Below are 20,449 nucleotides of genomic sequence, written 5' to 3'. Positions count from 1 at the left end.
GTGGACCAAGGGGCGAGCCAGACTGTTTAGCCGCTACGAGAGCGCAGGCTCTGGGTCACGAATGTTCGGAACGGAGAACGGCTGCGTCGCTACGGAGTCGCGAGAAACGCAGGAGAAACGGTGTCGTTAGTTGTCGCCGGTCTTGCCCTGCCAGTTGTAGCCACGGCGCTTCGCGGACTTGCCGAAGCCACAACTCGAACAGACCTTCTTCTTCGTGTGGTAGGACTTCTCGCCGCACCGGCGGCACTTCGTGTGCGTCGTCGTGTTCTTCTTCCCTTGGCTCGGGGTCCCAGCTCCCGTCATGGTTTGATGGTAACGACGTTGTCGCCACGGATAATCGTTGTGTCTTCGCCCTCCAGCACGATGTTCATGTGCTGGTCGTAGCCCGTGAGGACGCCGGTGAACTCTTCGCCGTCCTTGAGTCGGACCGTGACGGTCTCCTCTAGTGACTCCTCGAGTACGTCGAGTGGTCGGCCGCTCATACACCAACGGGTGCGTGTCGCGTCTATAAGCGTACCGGACCGCGGCCGCGACCCGGTCTCGACGCCCGCTGGCACCGCTGGCGTCCTCAGACGTCCACTGCGAACGACTCCCGGTCGGCCTCGCGGACCGCGAACGCCGCCAGCAGGTCCGCGGCGTCCTCGACATCCTCGGTATCCACGACTTCGGCGGGCGTGTGCATGTACCGGTTCGGGATGCCGACGGCGACGGTGGGAATGCCGCTGCGCGCCCGGAAGAACGTGTCCGCGTCCGTCCCCGTCGTCGTGGACATCGCCTCGACCTGCACGTCGATGTCTTCCGCGTCGCCCGCTTCTCGAACTGCGCGCGCCACTTCGGGGTGACTCGACCCGCCACGAGTGACGGTCGGCCCGCCGCCTAGTTCGACCTCGCTGGCGTGGTCGCTCGGGTACGACGGGTTGTCCGCGGCGTGCGTGACGTCCACGACGAGCGCGACGTCCGGGTCAAGGTCGAACGCAACCATGCTCGCGCCCCGCGTCCCGAGTTCCTCCTGGACCGTATTGACCGCGTACACCGTGCAATCCGCGCCCTGCTCGGCGGCGCGCCGGAGTGCTTCCGCGGCGACCCACGACCCCGTGCGGTTGTCGAGACCGCGGCCCGCAATACGCGTCCCAGCGAGGTCGTGGACGCCCGCCGCGAGCGTCGCCGGGTCGCCGACCTCCACGAGTTCGCGGGCGTGCTCGCCGTCCTCGGCACCGACATCAACGTGCTGCTCGGTGACATCCGCAGGCTCGTCCTCGCCGGCCTCCCGGAGGTGAACCGCGGTCTGACCGACGACGCCGTTGACGGTACCCTCGTCGGTGTGAATCGCGACCTGCGAGCCCTCCGTGACCGAACGGTCGACGCCGCCCAGCGGCCGCACGCGCAGGAAGCCATCGACGGTGATGGCGGTCACGACGAAGCCGAGTTCGTCGGCGTGGCCCGCGAACGCGATCTCCGTATCTCCACCGTCGTAGACGGCGACCGCGTTCCCGTACGCGTCCGTGCGTACGTCGTCGGCGAACTCCTCGACGTAGTCGACCCACACACGCTGTCCCGCCGTCTCGAAGCCGGAGGGGCTGGGCGCGTCGAGCAGGCGGCGCAGGAAGGCGTCTCGGGTCTCGTCCATACGTGTGCTGTCGAAGCCGCGGGCAAGAATCCTCCGGGAGCGACGCGGGCAACCCCACAACGGATTTATGGCCTCTCGGCGAACTGACTGGTATGGGACTCATCGAGTTACACTTCCACGAGTCGGAGTTCGACTTCTCCCCGTCGATGGTCACGGGCGCTAGCGAGAAGGCTCTCGAAGCCGGTGAAGTCGAAGAGAGCGACGAGGCCGCCGACGAGGACGTCGAGAGCGTCGGCTGGAAAGACGAGGAGGCGGAGTCGAGTAGCGCTGCTGGGCTGGGTGCGCTCGTCGCGCTCGTCGTACTGGTCGTGCTCGCGGCGCTCGTCGGCTGGAAGCACCGCAGCAGTGACGACGAAGACGTCGAACTCGAAGCGTAGGCCGCGAGCAGCAGAAGGGCTTTGGCCGTTCGTCGCCGACTTCCCCTATGACGCTTTTCGAGAGCGCGCGCACCGTCGCGGGCGCTAGCGGGACCGGCGCTATCGACTGGGACGCCGTCGCCGAGGCCGCGAAGGCCGCCACTGACCCCGGTGACCTCAACCTCTCCGAGTCCGAGGCCGAAGCGTACGCCGCCGACGTCCGGGACGCCCGCCAGCAGCTCCGCGAGGTCTCCGGGCTCGACTTCGACGTCCCCGAGACCGTCGAGATTCAGAACCGCCACCACTGGATCGACGCCAACGTCGAGACGTTCCGGCGCGCGTTCGAGCCGCTGAACCAGCGCGCCAGCTACCTCCCCGGCGTCGCGCGCTCACTGAACACGGCGACCACCGCGGGCGCGCTCGCGTTCGTCTCCCGGCACGTCCTCGGACAGTACGACCCGCTCCTGCTCGCCGACACGTCTGACCACGCGCTCTACTTCGTCCACCCGAACGTCGTCAAGGCCGCCAACAGTCTCGACGTCGCGTTCCCGCGGTTCCGGCGCTGGATTGCGTTCCACGAGGTCACCCACGCCGCGGAGTTCGGTGCCGCGCCGTGGCTCACCGACCACCTCGAAGACCGCCTCGAAGCCGGGGTCGCCGCGCTCGCCGAGGGCGAGGTCGAACGCGAGGCCTTCGAGGAACTGCACGTCGCGATGACCGCCGTCGAGGGGTACGCGGAACTATTGATGGACGAGGCGTTCGACGGCGAGTACGCCGACCTCCGTGCAAAACTCGACGCGCGCCGCCGTGGCGGCAGCCCGCTGACGAAGCTCGTCAAGCGCGCGCTCGGCCTCCGATTGAAGCGCGAGCAGTACGAGCGCGGCCGCGAGTTCTTCGAAGCGGTCGCCGCCGAGCGCGGGCTCGCCGGTGCGAGCCGCGTCTGGGACAGTCCAGAGTACCTCCCGACGGACGCGGAACTCGACGCGCCCCGCGCGTGGCTCGCCCGCGTCCCCGAGGCGCCGGACGAGACTGCCGAGTAGACTTATCAGTCTTCGTCGCTAACTGTCCCCTATGAGCCGACTCAAGCGAGTGTTCAGTCGTGCGAAGTACGCAGCCATCGGTGCCGCTGTCGGCGGTGCGCTCGGCGGTATCGTCAGCCGGAACGCAGCGAGTACAGCGGCGGGCGTCGGTGCGCTCGCGGGCGCAATCGTCGGTGAGAAGCGCGTCGACGTCGGTACGATAGTCGACGACGTCAAAGACCGGAAACCCGACACGGAAGTCGTCTCGCGCTCCAGCGACAACTAACTCTTTCCTGCGCTCCCCCGGCTATAAGTGTCGGCAGCCTAATTTATTAGCTGAGGGAGACGGCATGCCAGCCACCTGTGGCATCTGTGAGGAGGACGTGCCACTCGGGCACGCCATCCACGCGACGATACACACCAAGACCGACGCGGGCGTCGTCGACTACTACGTCTGTCAGCCGTGCTACGAGGACGAACTCGCGCCGCTGTTCGAGAACTAGTGGAAGCCGCGGCCGACGTCGTCCTCCTCGACGAGATCGTCGAGTTCCGAATCGAGTAGTTCCTCGGCGTCCGCGAACTCCTCCTTGAGGTCGTCCATCGCGTCCGGCCGGCCGTACGGGTCGTACTCCATCGGGCCGAACGCCGGACTCTCCAGGGCGTCCATCACGTCGTCGAAGAAATCCCCGGGTGTCGTCGGCGCGTCCGCGTGCGCCTGTACCACTTGCTCCAGTTTGCTCGCGCGGTCCTTGGCTTCGTTCTCGTCCTCGACGGGCTGCTGGACGGCGAACCGGCCGCTGTCCCCGTCCGGGAGGTAGTCCGCCAGTCCGTCGTCGACTTTCCGTGCGACCCGCGTCCCCACCCCGCGCACCTCGAAGGGGTTCTTCGCGTACGTCTTCAAGTGGTAGACGCCCCGCGATGGATGGCCGAGGTAGAAGTCCTCGCCGACGCCGGACTCGCGGTCGCCGGCGAGCGCGCGCCACCCCTCGGGGTCGGCGTTCGACTCCACGACGTCCGAGACGATGTCCTCCCAATCCCGTACTCGCATCACCTGCGACTAACGCGCAGGCTGACTTGAGTGCGTCGGCAGCGGCCCCGCTCGTCGTTTCGTGCTGTTTGCGTTGCTTCGCGGTTTTACAGTGACATCCACGCTGATCGCGGCTCACTCCGTTCGACGCTCGTGTTTACGTGGCCTCGCTTCGCTCGGCCACCACGTAACGTGCGTTTTATAACCGCGACGGGAGTAATCGGGCGTACGACTATGCCGAGCTCCAACGGACCCCTCAACAGCACTCGCGAGAAACTCTCGAACGACCCCCGCGACCGCGGCACGTCCCCGCCCCAGCGCGCCATCGCCGAATACGACGAAGGACAGAAAGTCCACCTGAAGACCGACCCGAGCACGGCGAACGGTCGCTTCCACGCTCGGTTCGACGGTCTCACCGGCGAGGTCATCGGGAAGCAGGGCGACGCGTTCAAGGTCGAAATTAACGACAACGGCAAGGACAAGGTCGTCATCGCGGCGGCAGCCCACCTCCGCGCACAGCAGGACTAGCATGACCATCTTCAAGGAAACGCTCGACGAGGAGTTCCTCACCGTCTCCGAGGCGAAGGAGCTGCTGACCGACGTGGAAGCCGAGCGCGCCGCCGAGGAGGACCGCGAACTCCGCTTCGAGCTGGCTCGTGCGGTCGAGCACGTCAACCGGTTCGCAATCCTCGAACCGGAGGAGTCCCGCGAACTCGTCGAGGACCTGCTCGCCCTCGAACACGTCAGCGACGAGTCCGTCGCGTACAAGATCGCCGACCTGCTCCCGCGAACCCGTACGGAACTGCGTGCGGTGTTCGCGCAGGAACGCTACGCGCTCTCCGGCGACGAACTCGACGACATTCTCGACGTCGTCGCGAAGTACGCCTAACTCGGGTCGAGTGGCCGACCGTTTAAGTGTCGGCTGGGCGTAGCAGTTCGTATGAGTGATTCGTCTTCGACCGAGGACGAAGAGTACGCTGTCGTCCTTGACTTCCTCGCGCACGGCCGTTCGAACGGCGGCCGCGGCTACGGCGACGGCCCGCTCGCGTACGCCGTCTCTACTGACCGGTTCGTCCTCTACGAGCTGAGTCTCGAAGCGGACGCGGACATCTCGATTCTGGACCGCGTACGTATCCGTCCCGACTTCGAGGAGGGCATCGAGCGCGGGCACGTCGTGGACTACGACGACCTCTCGGACGGCGCGCGCTCCGAACTCGACTACGTCGTCGAGGACGTCGTCGAAGCCAACGAACAGCGGTTCGTGGACTTCTACAACGACGCCCAGCCCATCTCCCTGCGCCTCCACCAGTTGAACCTCCTGCCGGGCATCGGCGACAAGCTCCGGGACAACATCCTCGACGAGCGCAAGCGCAACGGCCCCTTCGAGAGCTTCGAGGACATCGAGGAGCGCGTCGACGGCCTCCACAACCCCGAGGAGATTATCGTCGAGCGCATCCTCGACGAGATGCGCGAGGACGACCTGAAGTACCAGAACTTCGTGCAGGCCTAACGAGGACGTACAGAAGGTAGCCTTTAGGGAACGGCGGGGGATACTCCGGGTAATGAGTGATTCGCGGGACCCGGACGCGCTGATTCGGCGCGCCGGCCGGCCCGACCCCGAGCGCGACCAGCACTTCCTCGTCGACGACCGCGTCCTCGACCGGATTCCGACGTACGCGGAGGCGTTCGACCGGTCGCACGTCCTCGAAATCGGTGCCGGGACGGGCGCGCTTACTGACAGGCTGCTAGAGCACGCCGACCACGTCACGACCGTCGAGCGCGACCGCGGGTACGCGCAGTTCCTCCGCGAGGAGTTCAGCGAGGAAATCGCGGCCGACCGCCTCACCGTCGTGCAGGGCGACGCCCTCGACGTGGAGTTCCCCGAGTACACCTGCTGCGTCTCGAATCTCCCCTACGGCGTCTCTAGCGAGGTCACGTTCCGGCTGCTGCCCGAGCACGAGCCTGCGGTCCTGATGTACCAACTGGAGTTCGCCGAGCGGATGGCCGCCGAACCCGGCACGAGCGACTACGGCCGGCTGTCGGTCGCTACCCAGCACTACGCGCACGTCGAAGTTGTCGAGACCGTGCCCCCGGAAGCGTTCGAGCCACAGCCGCGCGTTGAGAGCGCGGTGGTGCGGTTGACGCCCCGCGAGCCCGACTACGAGGTCGCCGACGAGCAGTTCTTCTTCGACTTCGTGAAGGCGCTGTTCACGCAGCGCCGCAAGACCGTGCGCAACGCCATCCGGAACACCGGCCACATCTCGGGGCTGGACGACCCGGACGCGGTCGTGGACGCCGTCGAGGAGGACGTGCTCTCGAAGCGCCCCGGCGACCTCGCGCCGGAGACCTTCGCGGCGCTGGCGAACGTCGCGCTCGGCATCCAGGAGGGCGGCCCGTCGTGACTGCGCCGGACTTCGTGGATATCGCGATAAACGACCTCTCGACCGCCCAGCGTGTGGTGGTGACCGTCGTCTCGATGGCCGTCCTCGTCGCCGCCATTCTGTTCTCGCGGCGTGAGTCCACACGCCGGGAGTCCCGGTTGTCGACGGTCGTCGCTGCTGTCGGCGCGCTCGCCGTGGTTGTCGCGGCGACCGTCGTCGTGGTCGTCGCGTGGGACGCGGAGACGATTGCGTGGACTGCTATCGCGAGCTTCCAAGTGCAGGCGACGATGCTCGTCCGTGCGTTCCTCACGGTGATGTTCCTTATCGGCGTGTACGCCGGCACGGGCGTCATTCACCGCGCAGTCAGCCGGTTCGTCAAGCGCACGGAAGGCGTCAGCGAGCACCAGGCCGAAATCACGTACCGCATCATCCAGATTTCGGTGTACGTCATCGCGCTGGTCGTCGTCCTCAACCTCTGGGGCATCAAGCTCGGTGGCCTGCTCATCGGGGCGGGGTTCGCCGGCATCGTACTCGGGATGGCCGCCCGGCAGACGCTGGGCGCGGTCATCGCGGGGCTCGTGTTGATGTTCTCGCGGCCGTTCGAAATCGGGGACTGGGTGAAAATCGGCGACAAGGACGGCATCGTCACCGATATCACCATTGTGAATACGCGGCTGCAGACGTTCGACGGCGAGTACGTGATGTTGCCCAACGACCTCGTGGGGTCAGACGAGGTCGTGAACCGGTCGCGGAAGGGCCGGCTGCGTATCCACGTGGAGGTCGGCATCGACTACACTGCAGACGTCGACGAGGCGATGGACCTCGCGAAGGAGGCGATGAACGACGTCGACGACATCCTCACGGTGCCGCGGCCACAGGTCGTGTTGAAGGAGTTCGGGGACTCGGCAGTCGTCCTCGACCTCCGGTTCTGGATAGACAAGCCGAGCGCGCGGCGGATGTGGCGCGCACAGACCGCCGTCATCTCCGCGGTGAAGTCGGCGTTCGACGAGGCGGGCGTGAAGATTCCGTTCCCGCAGCGGGAGGTCTCCGGGCGCGCCGAGACCGGTGGCTTCCGGGTGCAAGAGCAGCCGACCGTGGAAGCGGCCGAGCCCGAGGAAGCAGATCAGCCCGGGTCACCGGTCCGGCAGGACGAGAACGTCGACGCAGCAGACGCGGACGATGCCGACGAGGAACTCGACGAAGCCGGCGACGCCGACGAGGATGAAGAGACGGATGGGTGACGACCTCGCCAGCCGCCGCGGCACCGAGACGACGGTGTACCAGCCAGCGGAGGACTCGCTGCTGCTCGCGAAGGCGGCCGTGGAGGAGGTCGACTCACGGGCTCGCGTGCTTGAAGTCGGTACTGGGTCGGGGTACGTGGCGGCGACGGTCGCGGACGAGGTTGGCGCGAATGTGATCGGTTCGGATTTGAACCCGTACGCGTGCGCGCAGGCCCACGACCGCGGCGTGCCGGTGGTTCGAGCGGACCTCGTCTCTCCGTTCCGCGATGACGTCTTCGACGCGGTGTTGTTCAACCCGCCGTACCTGCCGCGGGACGAGGACGCCGCGCGCGACGACTGGATGGAGGTTGCGCTCTCGGGCGGGGAGACGGGCCGCGAGGTCGTGGAGCCGTTCCTCGACGACGTGGGCCGCGTGCTCGCTCCGGACGGCTTCGTTCTGTTGCTCGTGAGCACGCTGACGGGCGTCGAGGAGGTCGTGGAGTACGCTGGCGACCGCGGATTCTCGGCGGCGGCGGTCCGCGAGGAGTCCCACTCCTTCGAGACGCTGACCGTCCTCAAACTCTGGAATAACTGATGTGCATATCTTTCGACAGCAAATATTAAACCAGGGCATTCCGTAGCGTCGGGCATGAATCGAATCGCGACGACACCTGGCCTGTTCCCCCTCCCCGACGACGCCAAAGAAACGTTGTCGGACCTGAAGGGCCACCAGAAGCACGACCTCGTCAGCGGCGACGAGGGCCCCGAAATCGAAGCCGCCTACGACGAGGTGCGCGAAGAACTCGTCGGCCTCCAGCGCGACGCTGGCCTCGATCGCGTGGTCGAGGGGCAGGGCCGCTGGGACGACATGCTCGCCCACCCCCTGACCGTCCACGAGAACGTCGAGACGGGCGGCATCGTCCGCTACTACGACAACAACAACTTCTACCGCGACCCCATCGTGGAGGGCGAACTCACGTTCTCCGGCGACCTCGCCGCGGACCTCGAAGCCGCGAGCGAGCTCACTGGCGACCTGCAGGCCGTCGTCCCCGGCCCGTACTCCCTGTCGGAGCTCGCGACCGACGAGTACTACGGCGACGACGAGCAGTTCCTCGCCGCCGTCGCTGACTTCCTTGCGGGAGAAGTCGAGGCGTTCCCTGACATCGAGACCGTCTTCGTCCTCGAACCGTCGCTGGTGACGAACCCGCCCGAGGAGGGCGAGGACGAGCGCGCCAGCGGGGCCATCGGCACCGTCGCGGACGCCGCGGACGCCGACGTCGTCGCACACACCTACTGGGGTGCCCTCGAAGAGAAAGTCCACGCCCACCTCCTTGACGCAGACGTCGACGCCATCGGCTACGACTTCGTCACGAACCACGAGGACAACCTCTACAACGTTACCGAGTACGGCACCAAGGACTCTGTCGCGCTCGGCGTCGTCGACGGACAGAACACGCTGGTGGAGTCCCCCGAGACGATTCGAGACCGTGTGGACTGGTTCCGTGACTCCGTGCCGGACGCCATCGAGTTCGACGATGCGTACGTGACGGCGAACACGGGGCTGTTCTACCTGCCCGTGAACCGCTTCGAACAGAAACTGCAGGCGCTTGCCGACGCCACCCGCGAGGTGAAAGCATGAGCTCGAACCGCGAGCAGTTCCGCCCCGACGGCCACGACAACGACCACTTCCTGCTGACGACCGTCGTCGGCTCGTACCCGAAACCGAAGTGGCTCGACCGCGCGAACGACCTCTACGAGGACCCCGAGGCCGACTTCGGCGACGAGGAACTCGACGAAGCTGAAGATGACGCCGCCCGGCTCATCACCGAAGAACACGAGCGCGCCGGCCTCGACGTCGTGGTGGACGGCGAGATGCGGCGCAACGAGATGGTGGAGTTCTTCGCCGACCGCATCGAGGGCTATGAGTTCAACGGCCCGGTCAAAGTGTGGGGGCACAACTACTTCGACAAGCCCAGCGTCGTCAGCGACGTTGCCTACGACGAGTCGTGGCTCGTCGACGAATACGAATTCACCGCTAGCGTCGCGGACAGCCCGGTGAAGGTCCCGATTACGGGGCCGTACACGCTCGCGTCCTGGAGCTTCAACGAGGCCTACGACGGCGACGACGAACTCGCCTACGACCTTGCGGACCTCGTCAACGAGGAAATCGAGAAGCTCGTCGACGCCGGCGCGCGCTACATCCAAATCGACGAGCCCGCGCTCGCGACGACGCCCGACGACCACGCCATCGTCGGCGAATGCCTCGAGCGCATCGCCGCGGGCATCCCCGACGACGTCCGCATCGGGCTGCACGTCTGCTACGGCGACTACTCTCGCATCTATCCCGAGATACTGGAGTTCCCCGTCGACGAGTTCGACCTCGAACTCGCGAACGGCGACTACGAACAACTGGACGTGTTCACGGATCCCGACTTCTCGAAGGACCTCGCGCTCGGCGTCGTCGACGCCCACGTCGCCGAAGTCGAATCGGTCGAAGAAATCGAGGCGAACATCCGGAAGGGCCTAGAGGTCGTCCCGCCGGAGCGGCTCACGGTCAGCCCGGACTGCGGCGTGAAACTGCTCCCTCGGGAGGTCGCCTACGAGAAGATGGCAAACCTCGTCGAGGCCGCGCGCAACGTCGAAGCCGACCTCGACGACGGCGCTATCGACGTCCCGGCCGCGCCCGCCGACGACTGACGCCACCGCACCTCACGCGTTCTCGCGTCGGAGGTTTCCGACGTGGTCGTGACAGACGACGCCAGAAGTGACGACGACTCGCTCGGCCTGTGACTCGGACGCCACGACCGCGCTCGTGTCCTCCACGAGGTCGTAGCCGCCCGCTGTCGCGCAGTAGACGCACGCGTCGTCGGCCGCGCTCGCGAGGTGTTCGGCGACGCACTGCTCGCAGACGCCCAGCGCCGCCGCACGCTCGTCTACGAGCCGGTACGCCGTGCCAGTTCTGTTACAGACGACACAGTCCATGCACTCCCGTGGGGCTCCCGACGGGAGAACCCACCGGGTGTCGGCGACAACTTTGATGCCCGCCTGCGCCGAACCAGCAAGTGAATGTCGAGTAGCCGCCGCATCGTCGTCGTCGGTGGCGGTCGCGTCGGCGTGCAGACCGCTGCAGACCTCCACGAGCGCGGGCACACTGTCATCCTCGTCGAAGGAGACGAAGCCCGCGCCGCGGCGGTCACCGACGAGAACGTCGCGACTGTCGTCAACGGCGACGCGACGCAGCCATCTGTGCTCGAACAGGCCGACCTCGAGGAGGCGCACGCGGTCGCCGCGGTGACCAGCGACCCTGGGACGAACCTCGCGGTCTGTCTGGTCGCCCAGCGCCTCGCCGCGGACCTCTTCACCCTCGCACGCATCGACGACGAAGCCCAGACGGAGTACACGGAGTACGTCGACGCCGCGGTGCTCCCCCAGCAGCCGACCGCTAACCGCGTCGTCGACCTGCTCGTCGGCGGCGGCATACGGACCTTCTCGGGGGCTGACGGCGGCTTCTCTGTCCTCGAACTCGGGGTCGCCGAGGACGCTACCGTCGCCGGCCACACGCTCGACGAGGTCGGGCTCCCAGAGGGCTGCCGAGTAGTCGGCTCCTCCACCCACGGCCGCCTCGCAAGCCCCGACCTCGAATTCCAGCCCGGCGACCGCTACCTCGTCGCCGCCGACACCGGCACCGTCGACGAACTGCGCGCGCTCTTCCGGGAGTGATTCGATGACGGACACGCACGCGTCGTCGCGTCGACCGCCCCTCGTCGCGCAGCGCATCGAATGAGCCCGGACCACGCCGACCAGACCGGCGAACTCGGACTGCTCGCCGCGACCGCCATCGGCGTCGGCACGATGATCGCTGCCGGCGTGTTCGTGCTCTCCGGGCTGGCCGTCGCGAACGTCGGCGCGGTCGCGGTCGTCGCATTCGTGCTCGCGGCGCTCGTCGGCTCCATCACCGCGCTGGCGTACGCCGAGTTCGCCACCGTCTACCCCGAGAACGGCGGCGCGTACACGTACGTCTACCACGCCCTCGAAGGCGAGTGGACGTACCTCGTCGGCTGGGCGATGAGCCTCGGCTACCCCGCCAGCGCTGCGTTCTACATGGTGAGTTTCTCCCGGTGGACCGAGCGATTCCTCTACGGCATCTTCGGCGTCCCCGCGTGGCTGCCCGGCTGGACGCTCGGACTCGCGGTGTTCGTCGGTATCGTCGCGCTGAACGTCCTCGGCACGAAGGAGACCGGCGTCTTCCAAATCATCGTCACGGTTCTCAAAGTCGCACTCATCGTGGTGTTTCTCTACGGCGGCCTGCAGGCGTGGCAGACCGACGTGGTGGTGGCGTCGTTCGCCGACCACGCCACCGCGTTCGGAGAGACGCTGTCGACGGCTGCGCTCGTGTTCATCACGTTCTTCGGGTTCGAGGCAATCGCCACCAACGCCGGCGAAATCCGGGACCCCGAGCGAACCGTCCCGCGCGCCATCTTCCTCAGCATCGGCATAGTCGTCGCGCTATACGTGCTCGTCGTGCTGTCGGTCGTGCTCGCAGTCAACGACGCCGCCTTCGTGGAGTTCCTCGTCGCGAACACGAACCTTGAGGCCGCCGCGAACGTGCGCGCGTTCCTCGCCGCCAACGGCGACCTCGTGATGGGGCAGGCCGCGTGGTACTTCCTCGGCCGAATCGGCTTCTACGTCGTCGTCGCGGGCGCGCTGTTCTCGATGGTTTCCGCGACGAACGCCACCGTCATGGCGGGCTCCCGGGTCGAACAGGCGATGGCGCGCCGCGACCAACTACCGAGTGACCTCGCCGACCGCCACCACCGCTTCGGCACGCCGTACCGCGCGGTCCTGCTCACGGGCGCGTTCGGCGCCGCCTTCTTCCTCGCGTTCGGCGTCCTGTTCGCCCAGTCGTCCCCGCTGCCCGCAAACGCACCGTTAGTCGGTGCGCTCGGCGTCGAAGCGCTCGCGCACTTCGCGGACTTCATGCTGCTCGCCGGGCTGGTTGGCGTCAACGTCGCCGTCGTCTATTCGCGGCGCAAACGCCCGGACGTCGAGCGCCGCTTCCGAGTACCGCTCGTGCCGTGGCTCCCCGCTATCGGCGCACTCAGTACGCTCGCGCTCCTCGTGAACGTCCGCGTCGAGAGCCTCGCGCTCGGCGTGCTCGCGGTCGTCATCGGGATCGTCCTCCAGCAACTCGGCGTGACGAAAGGGGAAACAGAGTAGCGAGCACCGCGGCTACGAGCGATGCGTCGCGGAAAAGACGACAGTAGAGACAGCCGGAGTTAGTGGTCGCCGGCGTCCTCGTAGACCCACGTCGCCGCGTCGAGTTCGTAGTCGACGAGTTCGTCCTCGTCGAAGAACAGCGCGATTTCGCGCTCGTTCGCGCCGGGGTCTTCGTGGTCGCTGCCGTGGATGATGTTCTGCCCGAGGTCGTTACCGTAGTCGCCGCGGATGGTGCCCGGGGCTGCTTCCTGCGGGTCCGTGGCACCCATCATGCGACGGACCTGGCGGGTCGCGTCCGCGCCCTCCCAGACCATCGCGAACACGGGGCCAGAGGTGATGAACTCCACGAGGCCCTCGAAGAACGGCTTGCCTTCGTGCTCGCCGTAGTGTTCGTGGGCGAGTTCCTCGCTAATCTGCATGAACTTCCCGCCCACCATCTTCAGGCCCTTGTCCTCGAGCCGCGAGACGACGTCGCCGATGAGACCGCGCTGGACGCCGTCGGGCTTGACCATCACGAAGGTTCGCTCGTCGTGGTGGCTCATTCTTCGACCTCTGCCTCTTCCTCGGTCCACTCGACGTCGCGCGGTTCGCGACCGAGGTCCGCGTTCTTCTCGCACTTCGCGGAGCAGAAGTGAGTTGTGCTGCCGTCGTTGTGGACGAACATCGTCCCCGTACCGGGTTCGATGTCGTCGCCACAGTAGTCACAGGTGCGTGTCTGGACCATTACCGACCACCGATGGAGTCCGCCTCGCGGGCCGTCTCCTTGAGCTGGAGGACGTCGCCCACGCGGACGGGACCGAGGACGTTTCGCGTGATGATGCGTCCCTGGTTGGAGCCCTCTTGAATGCGGCACTTCACCTGCATCGCCTCGCCGTGCATCCCGGTCTTCCCGACGACCTCGATGACTTCGGCGGGCGTGGAGCCCTCTTCTTCAGTTTCCTCTGCACTCATGGGTGGTTACTGGAGGTCCTCGACTTTCGTCGCGATGTCCTCGACGTCGTCTTCGGCGTCGCCGGCGTCCACGACGGCCGCGGCGGCGCTTCCGACTTCGAGCCCGGCTGCGTTGCCGAGTTCGTCCTGCGTCTCGACGAACACGACCTGAATGCCCTTCTCTTCGGCGAGCTCGGGGAGGTGCATCACGATTTCTTCGGGGGAGACGTCCTCGGCGACGAACACGAGGTCTGCGTTGCCGCGTTCGACGGCTTTGGTCGTCTCGTTGGTACCCTTCTTGACTGTACCCGTGTCACGAGCCACTTCGAGCGCTTCGAGGGCTCGTTCCTGGAGGTCTGCTGGAACGTCGTAGTCTACGTACACTGGCATGTATTGTTCACCTAGTTCCACGGACGGGCTTGCGCTCCCCTGCCGGTGCGGAATCCCTGACGGCTAGGAGCATCATCGACCCCCGTGGACTGTATCCTACATCTGGGGGCCCCTCAGTTAAAAGCGCTTTCAAAGTGTATCGCCGTGCGAAGCCGCCGCAGGGCCGTCGCCGGGTCACGTGGGACGAAACGCCCTTCCCGCGGCTCGCCGAAACACGACCGATGGTCGTCGAGGCCGCACGGACGCTCCACGAAGAGGCCCAGTCCGTGAACGAACGGCGAGTGCTCGTCCTCACGGGCGACCGCGAGGCGTGCCTGTCGGCAGCCGACCGCATCCTCGACACACTCCCGATTCCGCTGACGGGGACGACGCTCGTCTCCACGCGCGACGCGCTCGCCTGCGAGCAAGTCGGCCCGCGGAACGCGGACGAACTCCTCGGCACGACCCGGGACGCCGTCGTCTTCGACGCATACGGTGAGTGCCGGCCGAACGCGCTCGGGCGCGTCGTCGGTGCCGTCGACGGCGGCGGACTCCTGCTCGTGCTCGCGCCCGCGCTGGACGAGTGGCCGTCGCGCCACGACGCATTCGACGAGGGGTTGGCGGTGCCGCCGTTCGACGTCGAGGATGTCGCCGGTCGCTTTCGCCGCCGGCTCGTCGAGACGCTCCGAACCCACCCCGGCATCGCTATCTACGACGTCGACGCCGACACACTCGAACGTGACGGCCTGACAAACCCCGCACCACGCATCGCTGAATCCGAACCCGAGCCGCCCGCCGACCGCGCGTTCCCCCACGAGGCGTACGCGGCGTGTCTCACGGACGATCAGATGGACGCGCTCGCGGCGTTCGAGGGACTGCGCGACCCGCCGGCCGCCGTCGTCGCGGAAGCCGACCGCGGCCGCGGGAAGTCCAGCGCAGCCGGCCTCGCGGCCGCGTGTCTCGCCAAGGACGGCCTCGACGTGCTCGTCACCGCGCCGGGCCGCCGTAGCGCCAGCGAACTGTTCGCGCGAGCACGTGAACTGCTCGGCGACCTCGACGCGCTCGCCGCCGACGACGAGGCAATCGAGACTGATTCGGGCGGTCGCATCCGGTTCGCGAAACCACCGGACGCCGCTGACCTCCCGGACGACCCGAACGCCGTCTTCGCCGACGAAGCCGCCGCGATTCCGGTGCGCTTGCTCAAGTCGCTGCTGGAGTGCGAGTGCCTCGCGTTCACCACGACGGTGCATGGCTACGAGGGCGCGGGCCGCGGCTTCGACGTGCGCTTCCGCGATAGGCTTGCCAACACCGACCACGAGGTCACCGACGTGACGCTCGCGGAGCCGATTCGGTACGCGGCCGGCGACCCGGTCGAGGTCTGGGCGTTCCGCGCGCTCCTCCTCGACGCTCGGCCCGCCGTCGACCCACTCGTCGAGGACGCGACTACGGAGAGCGTTACGTACGAGGCGCTCACTCCAGACGACCTCCTCGCGGACGAGAACCTGCTCCGGGAGGTGTTCGGCCTGCTCGTGTACGCCCACTATCGCACCGAACCGAACGACCTCGCGCGCCTGCTCGACGCCCCGAACCTCGCAGTGCGCGCGCTCGTCCACGACGGCCACGTCGTCTCCGTCGCGCTGCTCGCACGCGAGGGCGGCCTCGACGCGGATCTCCGCGCGGCCATGTACGAGGGCGAGCGCGTGAAGGGGAACATGATTCCCGACGTGCTCACCAGCCAACTCCGCGACGAGGACGCCGCGATTCCCGTGGGCTACCGCGTGATGCGCATCGCCACCCACCACGCCGCCCGCTCCCGCGGGCTCGGCTCGCAGCTGCTCGGCGAACTGCGCGCGGAGTACGAGGCCGACGCCGACTGGCTCGGCGTCGGCTATGGCGCCACGCCCGAACTGCTGTCGTTCTGGCGCGCGAACGGCTACTCGACGGTCCACCTCTCGACCACGCGCAACGACACGAGCGGCGAGTACTCCGCGGTGATGCTCGACCCGCTCTCACACCCCGGTGAGCGCCTCCACGACCGCCACGCCGGCTGGTTCGCAGACCGCATCCCGGACGTGCTCGCGGACTCGCTACGTGACCTCGACCCGGACGTCGCACGCGCCGCGCTCCGCGCCTGCGACGCCGACCAGTCGCTGGACCTCGCGGACTCGTCGTGGCGCGTCGTCGCCGGTGCCGCCCACGGCCCCGGCATGTACAGCGTCGACCCCGCGCCGTTCCGCCGGCTCGCCCGCCACCACCTCGTCGCCGGCGATGCCGACCTGCTCGCGGCCCAAGAGGAGCGCCTGGTCGTCGCAAAACTCCTGCAAGCGCGCCCGTGGGACGCCGTCGCCGACAGCCTCGACTTCCACTCCACGAGTCAGGCGATGCGCGCGCTCGGCGACGCGCTCCGCCCACTCGTCGACGCGTACGGGACGACCGCTGCGCGCGAGGAGCTCGCGCGCTTCACCGACGAGGACTAACGACCCGCGAGCGTACCGCCACTATGGACCTGCTGGTCGTGGTCGCGTTCGTGCTCCTCACCGCTGGCGTCGTGGGGAGCGTCCTCCCGCTACTGCCGAGCGGCCTGCTCTCGCTGGCCGGCGTCCTCGTCTACTGGTGGACGACGGGCGGGCCCGGCTTGTTCTTGCTCGCCGTGCTCGTCGGCCTCGCGGTCGTCGCCACGCTCGTCGACTGGCTCGCGGGCTTCGTCGGTGCCCGCGCCGGAGGCACCGACACACGCACTGCGGCGATGGCGGGGGTCGTCGGGTTCGTCCTCATGCTCCCAGGCGGCCCGCTCGGACTTCTGCTCGGCGTCGCCGCGACCGTCTTCGCTGTCGAATTTCGCGCGAGTAACGACCTCCCCGGCAGCGCGCGGCGCGCTGGCTACGCGACTGTCGGGGTGCTCGCGTCCGCAGGAATGCAGGTCGTGCTGACGACGACCGTGTTCGCGGTCGTCGCGTGGCTCCAGTTCGCCTAGGGGTGCGCGTAGTACGCGACCGACTCGTCGGCGTCGTGACGGTCACAGCGTGCGAACCCGACGCGCACGAACTGCACGACTTCGTCCGGGTCGACGTCCGCGAATCCGGGTTCGGCGTAGCCCGTGACGTCGCCGTCCATCGTCCGCAGGCGGACGCGGACGTTGTCGTCGGCGGGTACCCAGTGGACGACGTCGACGCCCTCCTCGCGGACGACGTCGATGTCCGCGTCGAGGAACTCGAAGCGCTCGCCGTCGTAGCGCACGGGGCCGTACCCCTTCAGCCAGACGCGCCCGCCGACCGCCGGCAGGTCGTCCTCCTCGACGAGCACGCCGTCTTCGACGGGGATGTCGCGCTCGCCGCGGTCCTCGTGCTCGGGATGGACGGGCGGGTTCGCGCTGTCCGGGCCGCCGTCGACGGGCACCTGGATGGCGGTGTACTCCTCGTCGGCGTCTTCGGCGCGCGCCTCGAAGTCGTCGCGGACGAGGAACTGGCGGGGGGCCTCGTCGTCGACGAGGTCGCGGTTGTTCGAGTAGATGGCGGACATCGAGAGGTCGACGTTGCTCGTCGAGGTCCCTAACTCGACCATCGCGTCCACGATGGCTTCCCCGCGGATGCCGCGGCGCTGGACGCTCGGGAGCGTGGGCGCCCGTGGGTCGTCCCAGCCGTCGAGTTCGCCCGCGTCGATGAGTTCGCGGATGGTCGACGTGGACATCTTCACGTCGTAGGCGTCGACCTGCACGTGGCCCCAGTGGATGACCTCGGGGTAGTCCCAGTCGAAGTAGTCGTAGACGAACTGTTGGCGCTTCGCGGAGTCCTGTAGGTCGATGCCGCGGATGATGTGCGTGACCCCGGTGAGGTGGTCGTCGACGCCGGACTGGAAGTCGAGCATCGGCCAGCAGCGGTACTGTTCGGCCTCCTCGCGCGGATGCGGGGTGTCGATGATGCGGAACGCCACCCAGTCCCGGAGCGCGGGGTTCTTGTGCTCGATGTCGGTCTTCACGCGGAGCACCATCTCGCCGGAGTCGTACTCTCCGTCGACCATCGCCTCGAACTCCTCGTGGACGGTGTCGGCGTCCTTCTCGCGGTGTGGGCACGCCTCTCCGTTGTTCTTCAGTTCGGAGAATTCGCCGGCGGGACAACTACACGTGTACGCGCCGCCCAAATCGATGAGATCGCGGGCGTGCTCGTAGTACGTCTCCAGGCGGTCGCTGGCCCGGTACACCTCCGCAGGCTCGAAGCCCAGATACTCGATCTCCTCGAGAATCTCGTCGTACGCCCACAGCAGCGGGCGCTTGGTCTCGGGGTCGGTGTCGTCGAAGCGCACGATGAACTCGCCGTCGTACTCCTCGGCGTACGTCCCGATGACCGCGGGCATGCGGGCGTGGCCGATGTGCCACGGGCCGTTCGGGTTCGGCGCGCACCGCATCCGAACCTCGTCGTAGTCGTCGGCGTTCGGGAGGTCCGGCAGAACGTCTTCTTCGCCTTCGTCCTCGGATTCGAGTTCCTCGACGCGCTCGGGCGCAAGTTCCGCGAGGCGCTCGCGCTGCTGCTCGGCGTCCATCGCGTTCACTTCGTCGATGACGGGCGCGATGATGCCCGGAATCTCGTCGCCGTGCTCCCGGAACTCGGGGTTCTCGCCCATCAGCGGCCCCATGATGGCGCCGACCTGGGCATCGCTGTCGTGTTTGAGCGCGTTGTACAGCGCCGCCGTCTCGGCTTCGCGGCGCACGCGCTCGGTGAGCTCGTCGTCCATTACGTGGACGTTCGCCCGAGGCCGGCAAATCCGTTGGGATTCGCGCCGACTACGCGCCGCGTTCGGGGTCTTCGGCGAGGTGGTAGGCGTCGTAGATGGCGTACACCCAGATGGCCAGCAGGAACGGGATGCCGACGAGGAACACCGAGAACAGCCCCGCGACGAACGACGCGACGATGAAACCGAGGCCGCGACCGAGGTGACCCAGATAAATCTGGCCCGCGCCCGGGATGATGAGCGATGCGACCGCCGCGATACCCGAGTCGTTTCCGACGCCGCTGTCCGACGAACGCTGGCGCACGCCACACTCCGGGCAGATTTCGGCCTTCGCGTCGATGATTTCCCCGCAGTTCCGGCAGTAGGCTTCGTCGATGCCTGGCGTCTCGCCCTTCGTGTCGCCCGCCGTCTCAGTCGGGGCTCCGTTTACTGCTTCGCCCGGATCGTCCGAGGTTTCGTCGTCCGTATCGGCCGAATCGTCGGTGCTCATGTCTGGGAGTGGTGTCGCCCACCGCATAACAGTTGTTGCGCGCTCCCGATGCGTTTATGTTCGATTAGGTCAGCCTAAAACACGTGTTCCAGCGCGACCGAACCGAGCGGCCGACACGCGAGGCTGTCGAACGACGAGCCAGCGGGGTCGACGCGTGACCGACGTCGACGCGGAGTGGGACGTCGCCGTCGTCGGCGGTGGGCCGGCGGGCTGCTCGACTGGTGTCTTCACCGCTCGCGAGGGCCTCGACACGGTCGTCTTCGACCGTGGGCGTTCATCGCTCCAGCAGTGCGCGCATCTGGAGAACTATCTCGGCTTCCCTGCGGGTATCGACGTCGAGACGTTCTACGCGCTCGCCCACGACCACGCCGAAGAAGTAGGCTGCGAAGTCGTCGAGGACTTGGTCGAATCGGTCGAGCACGCCAACGACGGCGGCTTCATCGTCGAGCCGCAGTCCGGCGAACCCGCGCGGGCGACTCGCGTCGTCGCTGCCACTCGCTACGACGCCGACTACCTCCGGCCGTTGGATGCGGACGACGAGATGTACGAAACCCACAAGCATGGCGGCGAGGAACAGGAATACTTCGACCGCACGTACGCCGACGACGACGGCCGCACACCGATAGACGGCCTCTACGTCGCCTCGCCAGTCGAGGAGTGGTCGACGCAGGTCATCGCGGCAGCGGGCTTCGGCGCGCTCGTCGGCCGCCACGTTGTCGGGGACGCGCGCCGCGAACAGGGGTACCCCGAGGGGCTGGCCGAGCGCGTCGACTGGCTCCGACAGGAGCGCGCTCGCGACGAGGAGTGGGCCGACCCGGACCACTGGCGCGAGTACTTCGACGAACACGTCCCGGAGGACCACGACCTCGCGGACGACGAACTAATCGAACTCCGCGAGGCGGAGGTTGACGACCGCCTCGGGAGGTACGTCGACGACGAAGAAATCGAACGCCGCCGGCAGGAAGCCCACGACCGAATCCTCGAACACCTCGATGACGACCGTATCCGCGCCTACCTCGACCGGGCGGACGACGATACTCTGTAGCGGCCGCTGTGCGGAGCGGAGAGCATCCGCGAACGAAGTGAGC

28 protein-coding genes are annotated in these 20,449 nt (G+C 67.4%); 17 read left to right on the top strand and 11 right to left on the bottom strand.

Features of this window, described 5'->3' with window-relative positions; all coding sequences use genetic code 11:
* Nucleotides 1-126: 126 nt before the first annotated feature.
* The 3 genes from LPA44_RS07975 to LPA44_RS07965 all read right to left on the bottom strand — a co-directional run bounded on the left by LPA44_RS07975 (nt 127) and on the right by LPA44_RS07965 (nt 1,627).
* Complete coding sequence (locus LPA44_RS07975) at nt 127-303, bottom strand: 50S ribosomal protein L37e (RefSeq protein ID WP_058983694.1); 177 nt, start codon at nt 301-303, stop codon at nt 127-129.
* Nucleotides 300-482 carry an LSM domain-containing protein gene (locus tag LPA44_RS07970; RefSeq protein WP_058983693.1) on the bottom strand — a complete coding sequence of 61 codons (183 nt, stop codon included), beginning with the start codon at nt 480-482 and terminating at the stop codon, nt 300-302. Before LPA44_RS07970 ends, LPA44_RS07975 begins: the two co-directional genes overlap by 4 nt.
* An 86-nt stretch (nt 483-568) precedes the next feature.
* On the bottom strand, nt 569-1,627 hold the full coding sequence (locus tag LPA44_RS07965) for a M20/M25/M40 family metallo-hydrolase (protein WP_230889052.1): 1,059 nt from the start codon (nt 1,625-1,627) through the stop codon (nt 569-571).
* A 92-nt stretch (nt 1,628-1,719) separates the two neighbouring features.
* On the opposite strand from LPA44_RS07965, the gene LPA44_RS07960 reads away from it, so the two are divergent.
* The 4 genes from LPA44_RS07960 (at nt 1,720) to LPA44_RS07945 (ending at nt 3,505) form a co-directional block, all read left to right on the top strand.
* Nucleotides 1,720-2,004 (top strand): hypothetical protein, encoded by a 285-nt coding sequence (locus tag LPA44_RS07960; protein ID WP_230889051.1) that lies wholly within the window; start codon nt 1,720-1,722, stop codon nt 2,002-2,004.
* Nucleotides 2,005-2,051: 47 nt separating this feature from the next.
* Nucleotides 2,052-3,023: a zinc-dependent metalloprotease gene (locus tag LPA44_RS07955; protein ID WP_230889050.1), complete on the top strand. Its 972-nt coding sequence runs from the start codon at nt 2,052-2,054 to the stop codon at nt 3,021-3,023.
* A 31-nt stretch (nt 3,024-3,054) separates the two neighbouring features.
* Nucleotides 3,055-3,288, top strand: a complete 234-nt coding sequence (locus tag LPA44_RS07950; RefSeq protein WP_230889049.1) for a glycine zipper 2TM domain-containing protein — start codon at nt 3,055-3,057, stop codon at nt 3,286-3,288.
* A 64-nt stretch (nt 3,289-3,352) separates the two neighbouring features.
* Nucleotides 3,353-3,505, top strand: coding sequence for a hypothetical protein (locus tag LPA44_RS07945; protein ID WP_230889048.1), 153 nt, complete (start codon nt 3,353-3,355; stop codon nt 3,503-3,505).
* On the opposite strand, the gene LPA44_RS07940 is transcribed toward LPA44_RS07945, so the two are convergent.
* On the bottom strand, nt 3,502-4,050 hold the full coding sequence (locus LPA44_RS07940; protein WP_230889047.1) for a hypothetical protein: 549 nt from the start codon (nt 4,048-4,050) through the stop codon (nt 3,502-3,504). The genes LPA44_RS07945 and LPA44_RS07940 overlap by 4 nt on opposite strands.
* Nucleotides 4,051-4,263: 213 nt before the next feature.
* Between LPA44_RS07940 and LPA44_RS07935 the strand changes: the two genes are divergently transcribed.
* The 8 genes from LPA44_RS07935 to LPA44_RS07900 are packed head-to-tail and all read left to right on the top strand — an operon-like array spanning nt 4,264 to nt 10,327.
* Nucleotides 4,264-4,557: a 50S ribosomal protein L21e gene (locus LPA44_RS07935; RefSeq protein ID WP_230889046.1), complete on the top strand. Its 294-nt coding sequence runs from the start codon at nt 4,264-4,266 to the stop codon at nt 4,555-4,557.
* 1 nt (nt 4,558) lies between these two features.
* Entirely contained in the window at nt 4,559-4,918 is a 360-nt protein-coding gene (locus LPA44_RS07930) for an RNA polymerase Rpb4 family protein (RefSeq protein WP_230889045.1), read from the top strand.
* A gap of 51 nt (nt 4,919-4,969) precedes the next feature.
* Nucleotides 4,970-5,539: a DUF655 domain-containing protein gene (locus tag LPA44_RS07925; protein WP_230889044.1), complete on the top strand. Its 570-nt coding sequence runs from the start codon at nt 4,970-4,972 to the stop codon at nt 5,537-5,539.
* A gap of 52 nt (nt 5,540-5,591) precedes the next feature.
* Nucleotides 5,592-6,431, top strand: coding sequence for a 16S ribosomal RNA methyltransferase A (locus LPA44_RS07920; RefSeq protein ID WP_230889043.1), 840 nt, complete (start codon nt 5,592-5,594; stop codon nt 6,429-6,431).
* Nucleotides 6,428-7,651: a mechanosensitive ion channel family protein gene (locus tag LPA44_RS07915; protein ID WP_230889042.1), complete on the top strand. Its 1,224-nt coding sequence runs from the start codon at nt 6,428-6,430 to the stop codon at nt 7,649-7,651. The genes LPA44_RS07920 and LPA44_RS07915 overlap by 4 nt, the downstream gene beginning before the upstream one ends.
* Nucleotides 7,644-8,225 (top strand): HemK2/MTQ2 family protein methyltransferase, encoded by a 582-nt coding sequence (locus tag LPA44_RS07910; RefSeq protein ID WP_230889041.1) that lies wholly within the window; start codon nt 7,644-7,646, stop codon nt 8,223-8,225. Before LPA44_RS07915 ends, LPA44_RS07910 begins: the two co-directional genes overlap by 8 nt.
* A gap of 54 nt (nt 8,226-8,279) precedes the next feature.
* Entirely contained in the window at nt 8,280-9,269 is a 990-nt protein-coding gene (locus LPA44_RS07905) for a 5-methyltetrahydropteroyltriglutamate--homocysteine methyltransferase (protein ID WP_230889040.1), read from the top strand.
* Nucleotides 9,266-10,327, top strand: coding sequence for a methionine synthase (locus LPA44_RS07900; protein WP_230889039.1), 1,062 nt, complete (start codon nt 9,266-9,268; stop codon nt 10,325-10,327). Before LPA44_RS07905 ends, LPA44_RS07900 begins: the two co-directional genes overlap by 4 nt.
* Before the next feature lie 12 nt (nt 10,328-10,339).
* On the opposite strand, the gene LPA44_RS07895 is transcribed toward LPA44_RS07900, so the two are convergent.
* Nucleotides 10,340-10,612 (bottom strand): hypothetical protein, encoded by a 273-nt coding sequence (locus LPA44_RS07895; protein WP_230889038.1) that lies wholly within the window; start codon nt 10,610-10,612, stop codon nt 10,340-10,342.
* Between the two features lie 84 nt (nt 10,613-10,696).
* Here LPA44_RS07895 and LPA44_RS07890 point away from each other — a divergent pair, with 84 nt between their 5' ends.
* Both LPA44_RS07890 and LPA44_RS07885 read left to right on the top strand, forming a co-directional pair.
* A complete protein-coding gene (locus tag LPA44_RS07890) occupies nt 10,697-11,350 on the top strand; it encodes a potassium channel family protein (RefSeq protein WP_230889037.1) in 654 nt (217 codons plus the stop codon).
* Between the two features lie 60 nt (nt 11,351-11,410).
* The gene (locus tag LPA44_RS07885) at nt 11,411-12,847 is read left to right on the top strand and encodes an APC family permease (protein WP_230889036.1); all 1,437 of its coding nucleotides are present in this window, start codon (nt 11,411-11,413) and stop codon (nt 12,845-12,847) included.
* Nucleotides 12,848-12,906: 59 nt separating this feature from the next.
* Here LPA44_RS07885 and ndk read toward each other — a convergent pair whose 3' ends face one another.
* Genes ndk through rpl7ae form a run of 4 tightly spaced genes read right to left on the bottom strand, consistent with a single transcriptional unit; the run spans nt 12,907 to nt 14,167 of the window.
* A complete protein-coding gene (gene ndk / locus LPA44_RS07880; protein WP_230889035.1) occupies nt 12,907-13,389 on the bottom strand; it encodes a nucleoside-diphosphate kinase in 483 nt (160 codons plus the stop codon).
* The gene (locus tag LPA44_RS07875) at nt 13,386-13,571 is read right to left on the bottom strand and encodes a 50S ribosomal protein L24e (RefSeq protein ID WP_059057195.1); all 186 of its coding nucleotides are present in this window, start codon (nt 13,569-13,571) and stop codon (nt 13,386-13,388) included. Before LPA44_RS07875 ends, ndk begins: the two co-directional genes overlap by 4 nt.
* Nucleotides 13,571-13,798, bottom strand: a complete 228-nt coding sequence (locus LPA44_RS07870; RefSeq protein WP_230889034.1) for a 30S ribosomal protein S28e — start codon at nt 13,796-13,798, stop codon at nt 13,571-13,573. Before LPA44_RS07870 ends, LPA44_RS07875 begins: the two co-directional genes overlap by 1 nt.
* A 6-nt stretch (nt 13,799-13,804) precedes the next feature.
* Complete coding sequence (gene rpl7ae / locus LPA44_RS07865) at nt 13,805-14,167, bottom strand: 50S ribosomal protein L7Ae (RefSeq protein ID WP_230889033.1); 363 nt, start codon at nt 14,165-14,167, stop codon at nt 13,805-13,807.
* Nucleotides 14,168-14,388: 221 nt separating this feature from the next.
* On the opposite strand from rpl7ae, the gene tmcA reads away from it, so the two are divergent.
* Nucleotides 14,389-16,623, top strand: a complete 2,235-nt coding sequence (gene tmcA, locus LPA44_RS07860) for a tRNA(Met) cytidine acetyltransferase TmcA (protein WP_230889032.1) — start codon at nt 14,389-14,391, stop codon at nt 16,621-16,623.
* A 23-nt stretch (nt 16,624-16,646) separates the two neighbouring features.
* A complete protein-coding gene (locus LPA44_RS07855; RefSeq protein ID WP_230889031.1) occupies nt 16,647-17,120 on the top strand; it encodes a DUF456 domain-containing protein in 474 nt (157 codons plus the stop codon).
* Here LPA44_RS07855 and LPA44_RS07850 read toward each other — a convergent pair.
* Together LPA44_RS07850 and LPA44_RS07845 are read right to left on the bottom strand one after the other, a co-directional pair.
* Nucleotides 17,117-18,874 (bottom strand): glutamate--tRNA ligase, encoded by a 1,758-nt coding sequence (locus tag LPA44_RS07850; protein ID WP_230889030.1) that lies wholly within the window; start codon nt 18,872-18,874, stop codon nt 17,117-17,119. The genes LPA44_RS07855 and LPA44_RS07850 overlap by 4 nt on opposite strands.
* A 49-nt stretch (nt 18,875-18,923) precedes the next feature.
* Nucleotides 18,924-19,361 (bottom strand): hypothetical protein, encoded by a 438-nt coding sequence (locus LPA44_RS07845; protein ID WP_230889029.1) that lies wholly within the window; start codon nt 19,359-19,361, stop codon nt 18,924-18,926.
* Nucleotides 19,362-19,515: 154 nt separating this feature from the next.
* On the opposite strand from LPA44_RS07845, the gene LPA44_RS07840 reads away from it, so the two are divergent.
* The gene (locus LPA44_RS07840) at nt 19,516-20,406 is read left to right on the top strand and encodes an NAD(P)/FAD-dependent oxidoreductase (RefSeq protein WP_230889028.1); all 891 of its coding nucleotides are present in this window, start codon (nt 19,516-19,518) and stop codon (nt 20,404-20,406) included.
* Nucleotides 20,407-20,449: the final 43 nt, after the last annotated feature.

Origin of the sequence: Halobacterium sp. KA-4 (assembly GCF_021028995.1) — an archaeon.
Classification (GTDB): Archaea; Halobacteriota; Halobacteria; order Halobacteriales; family Halobacteriaceae; genus Halobacterium.
This window is presented reverse-complemented; position numbering and strand designations above follow the sequence as displayed.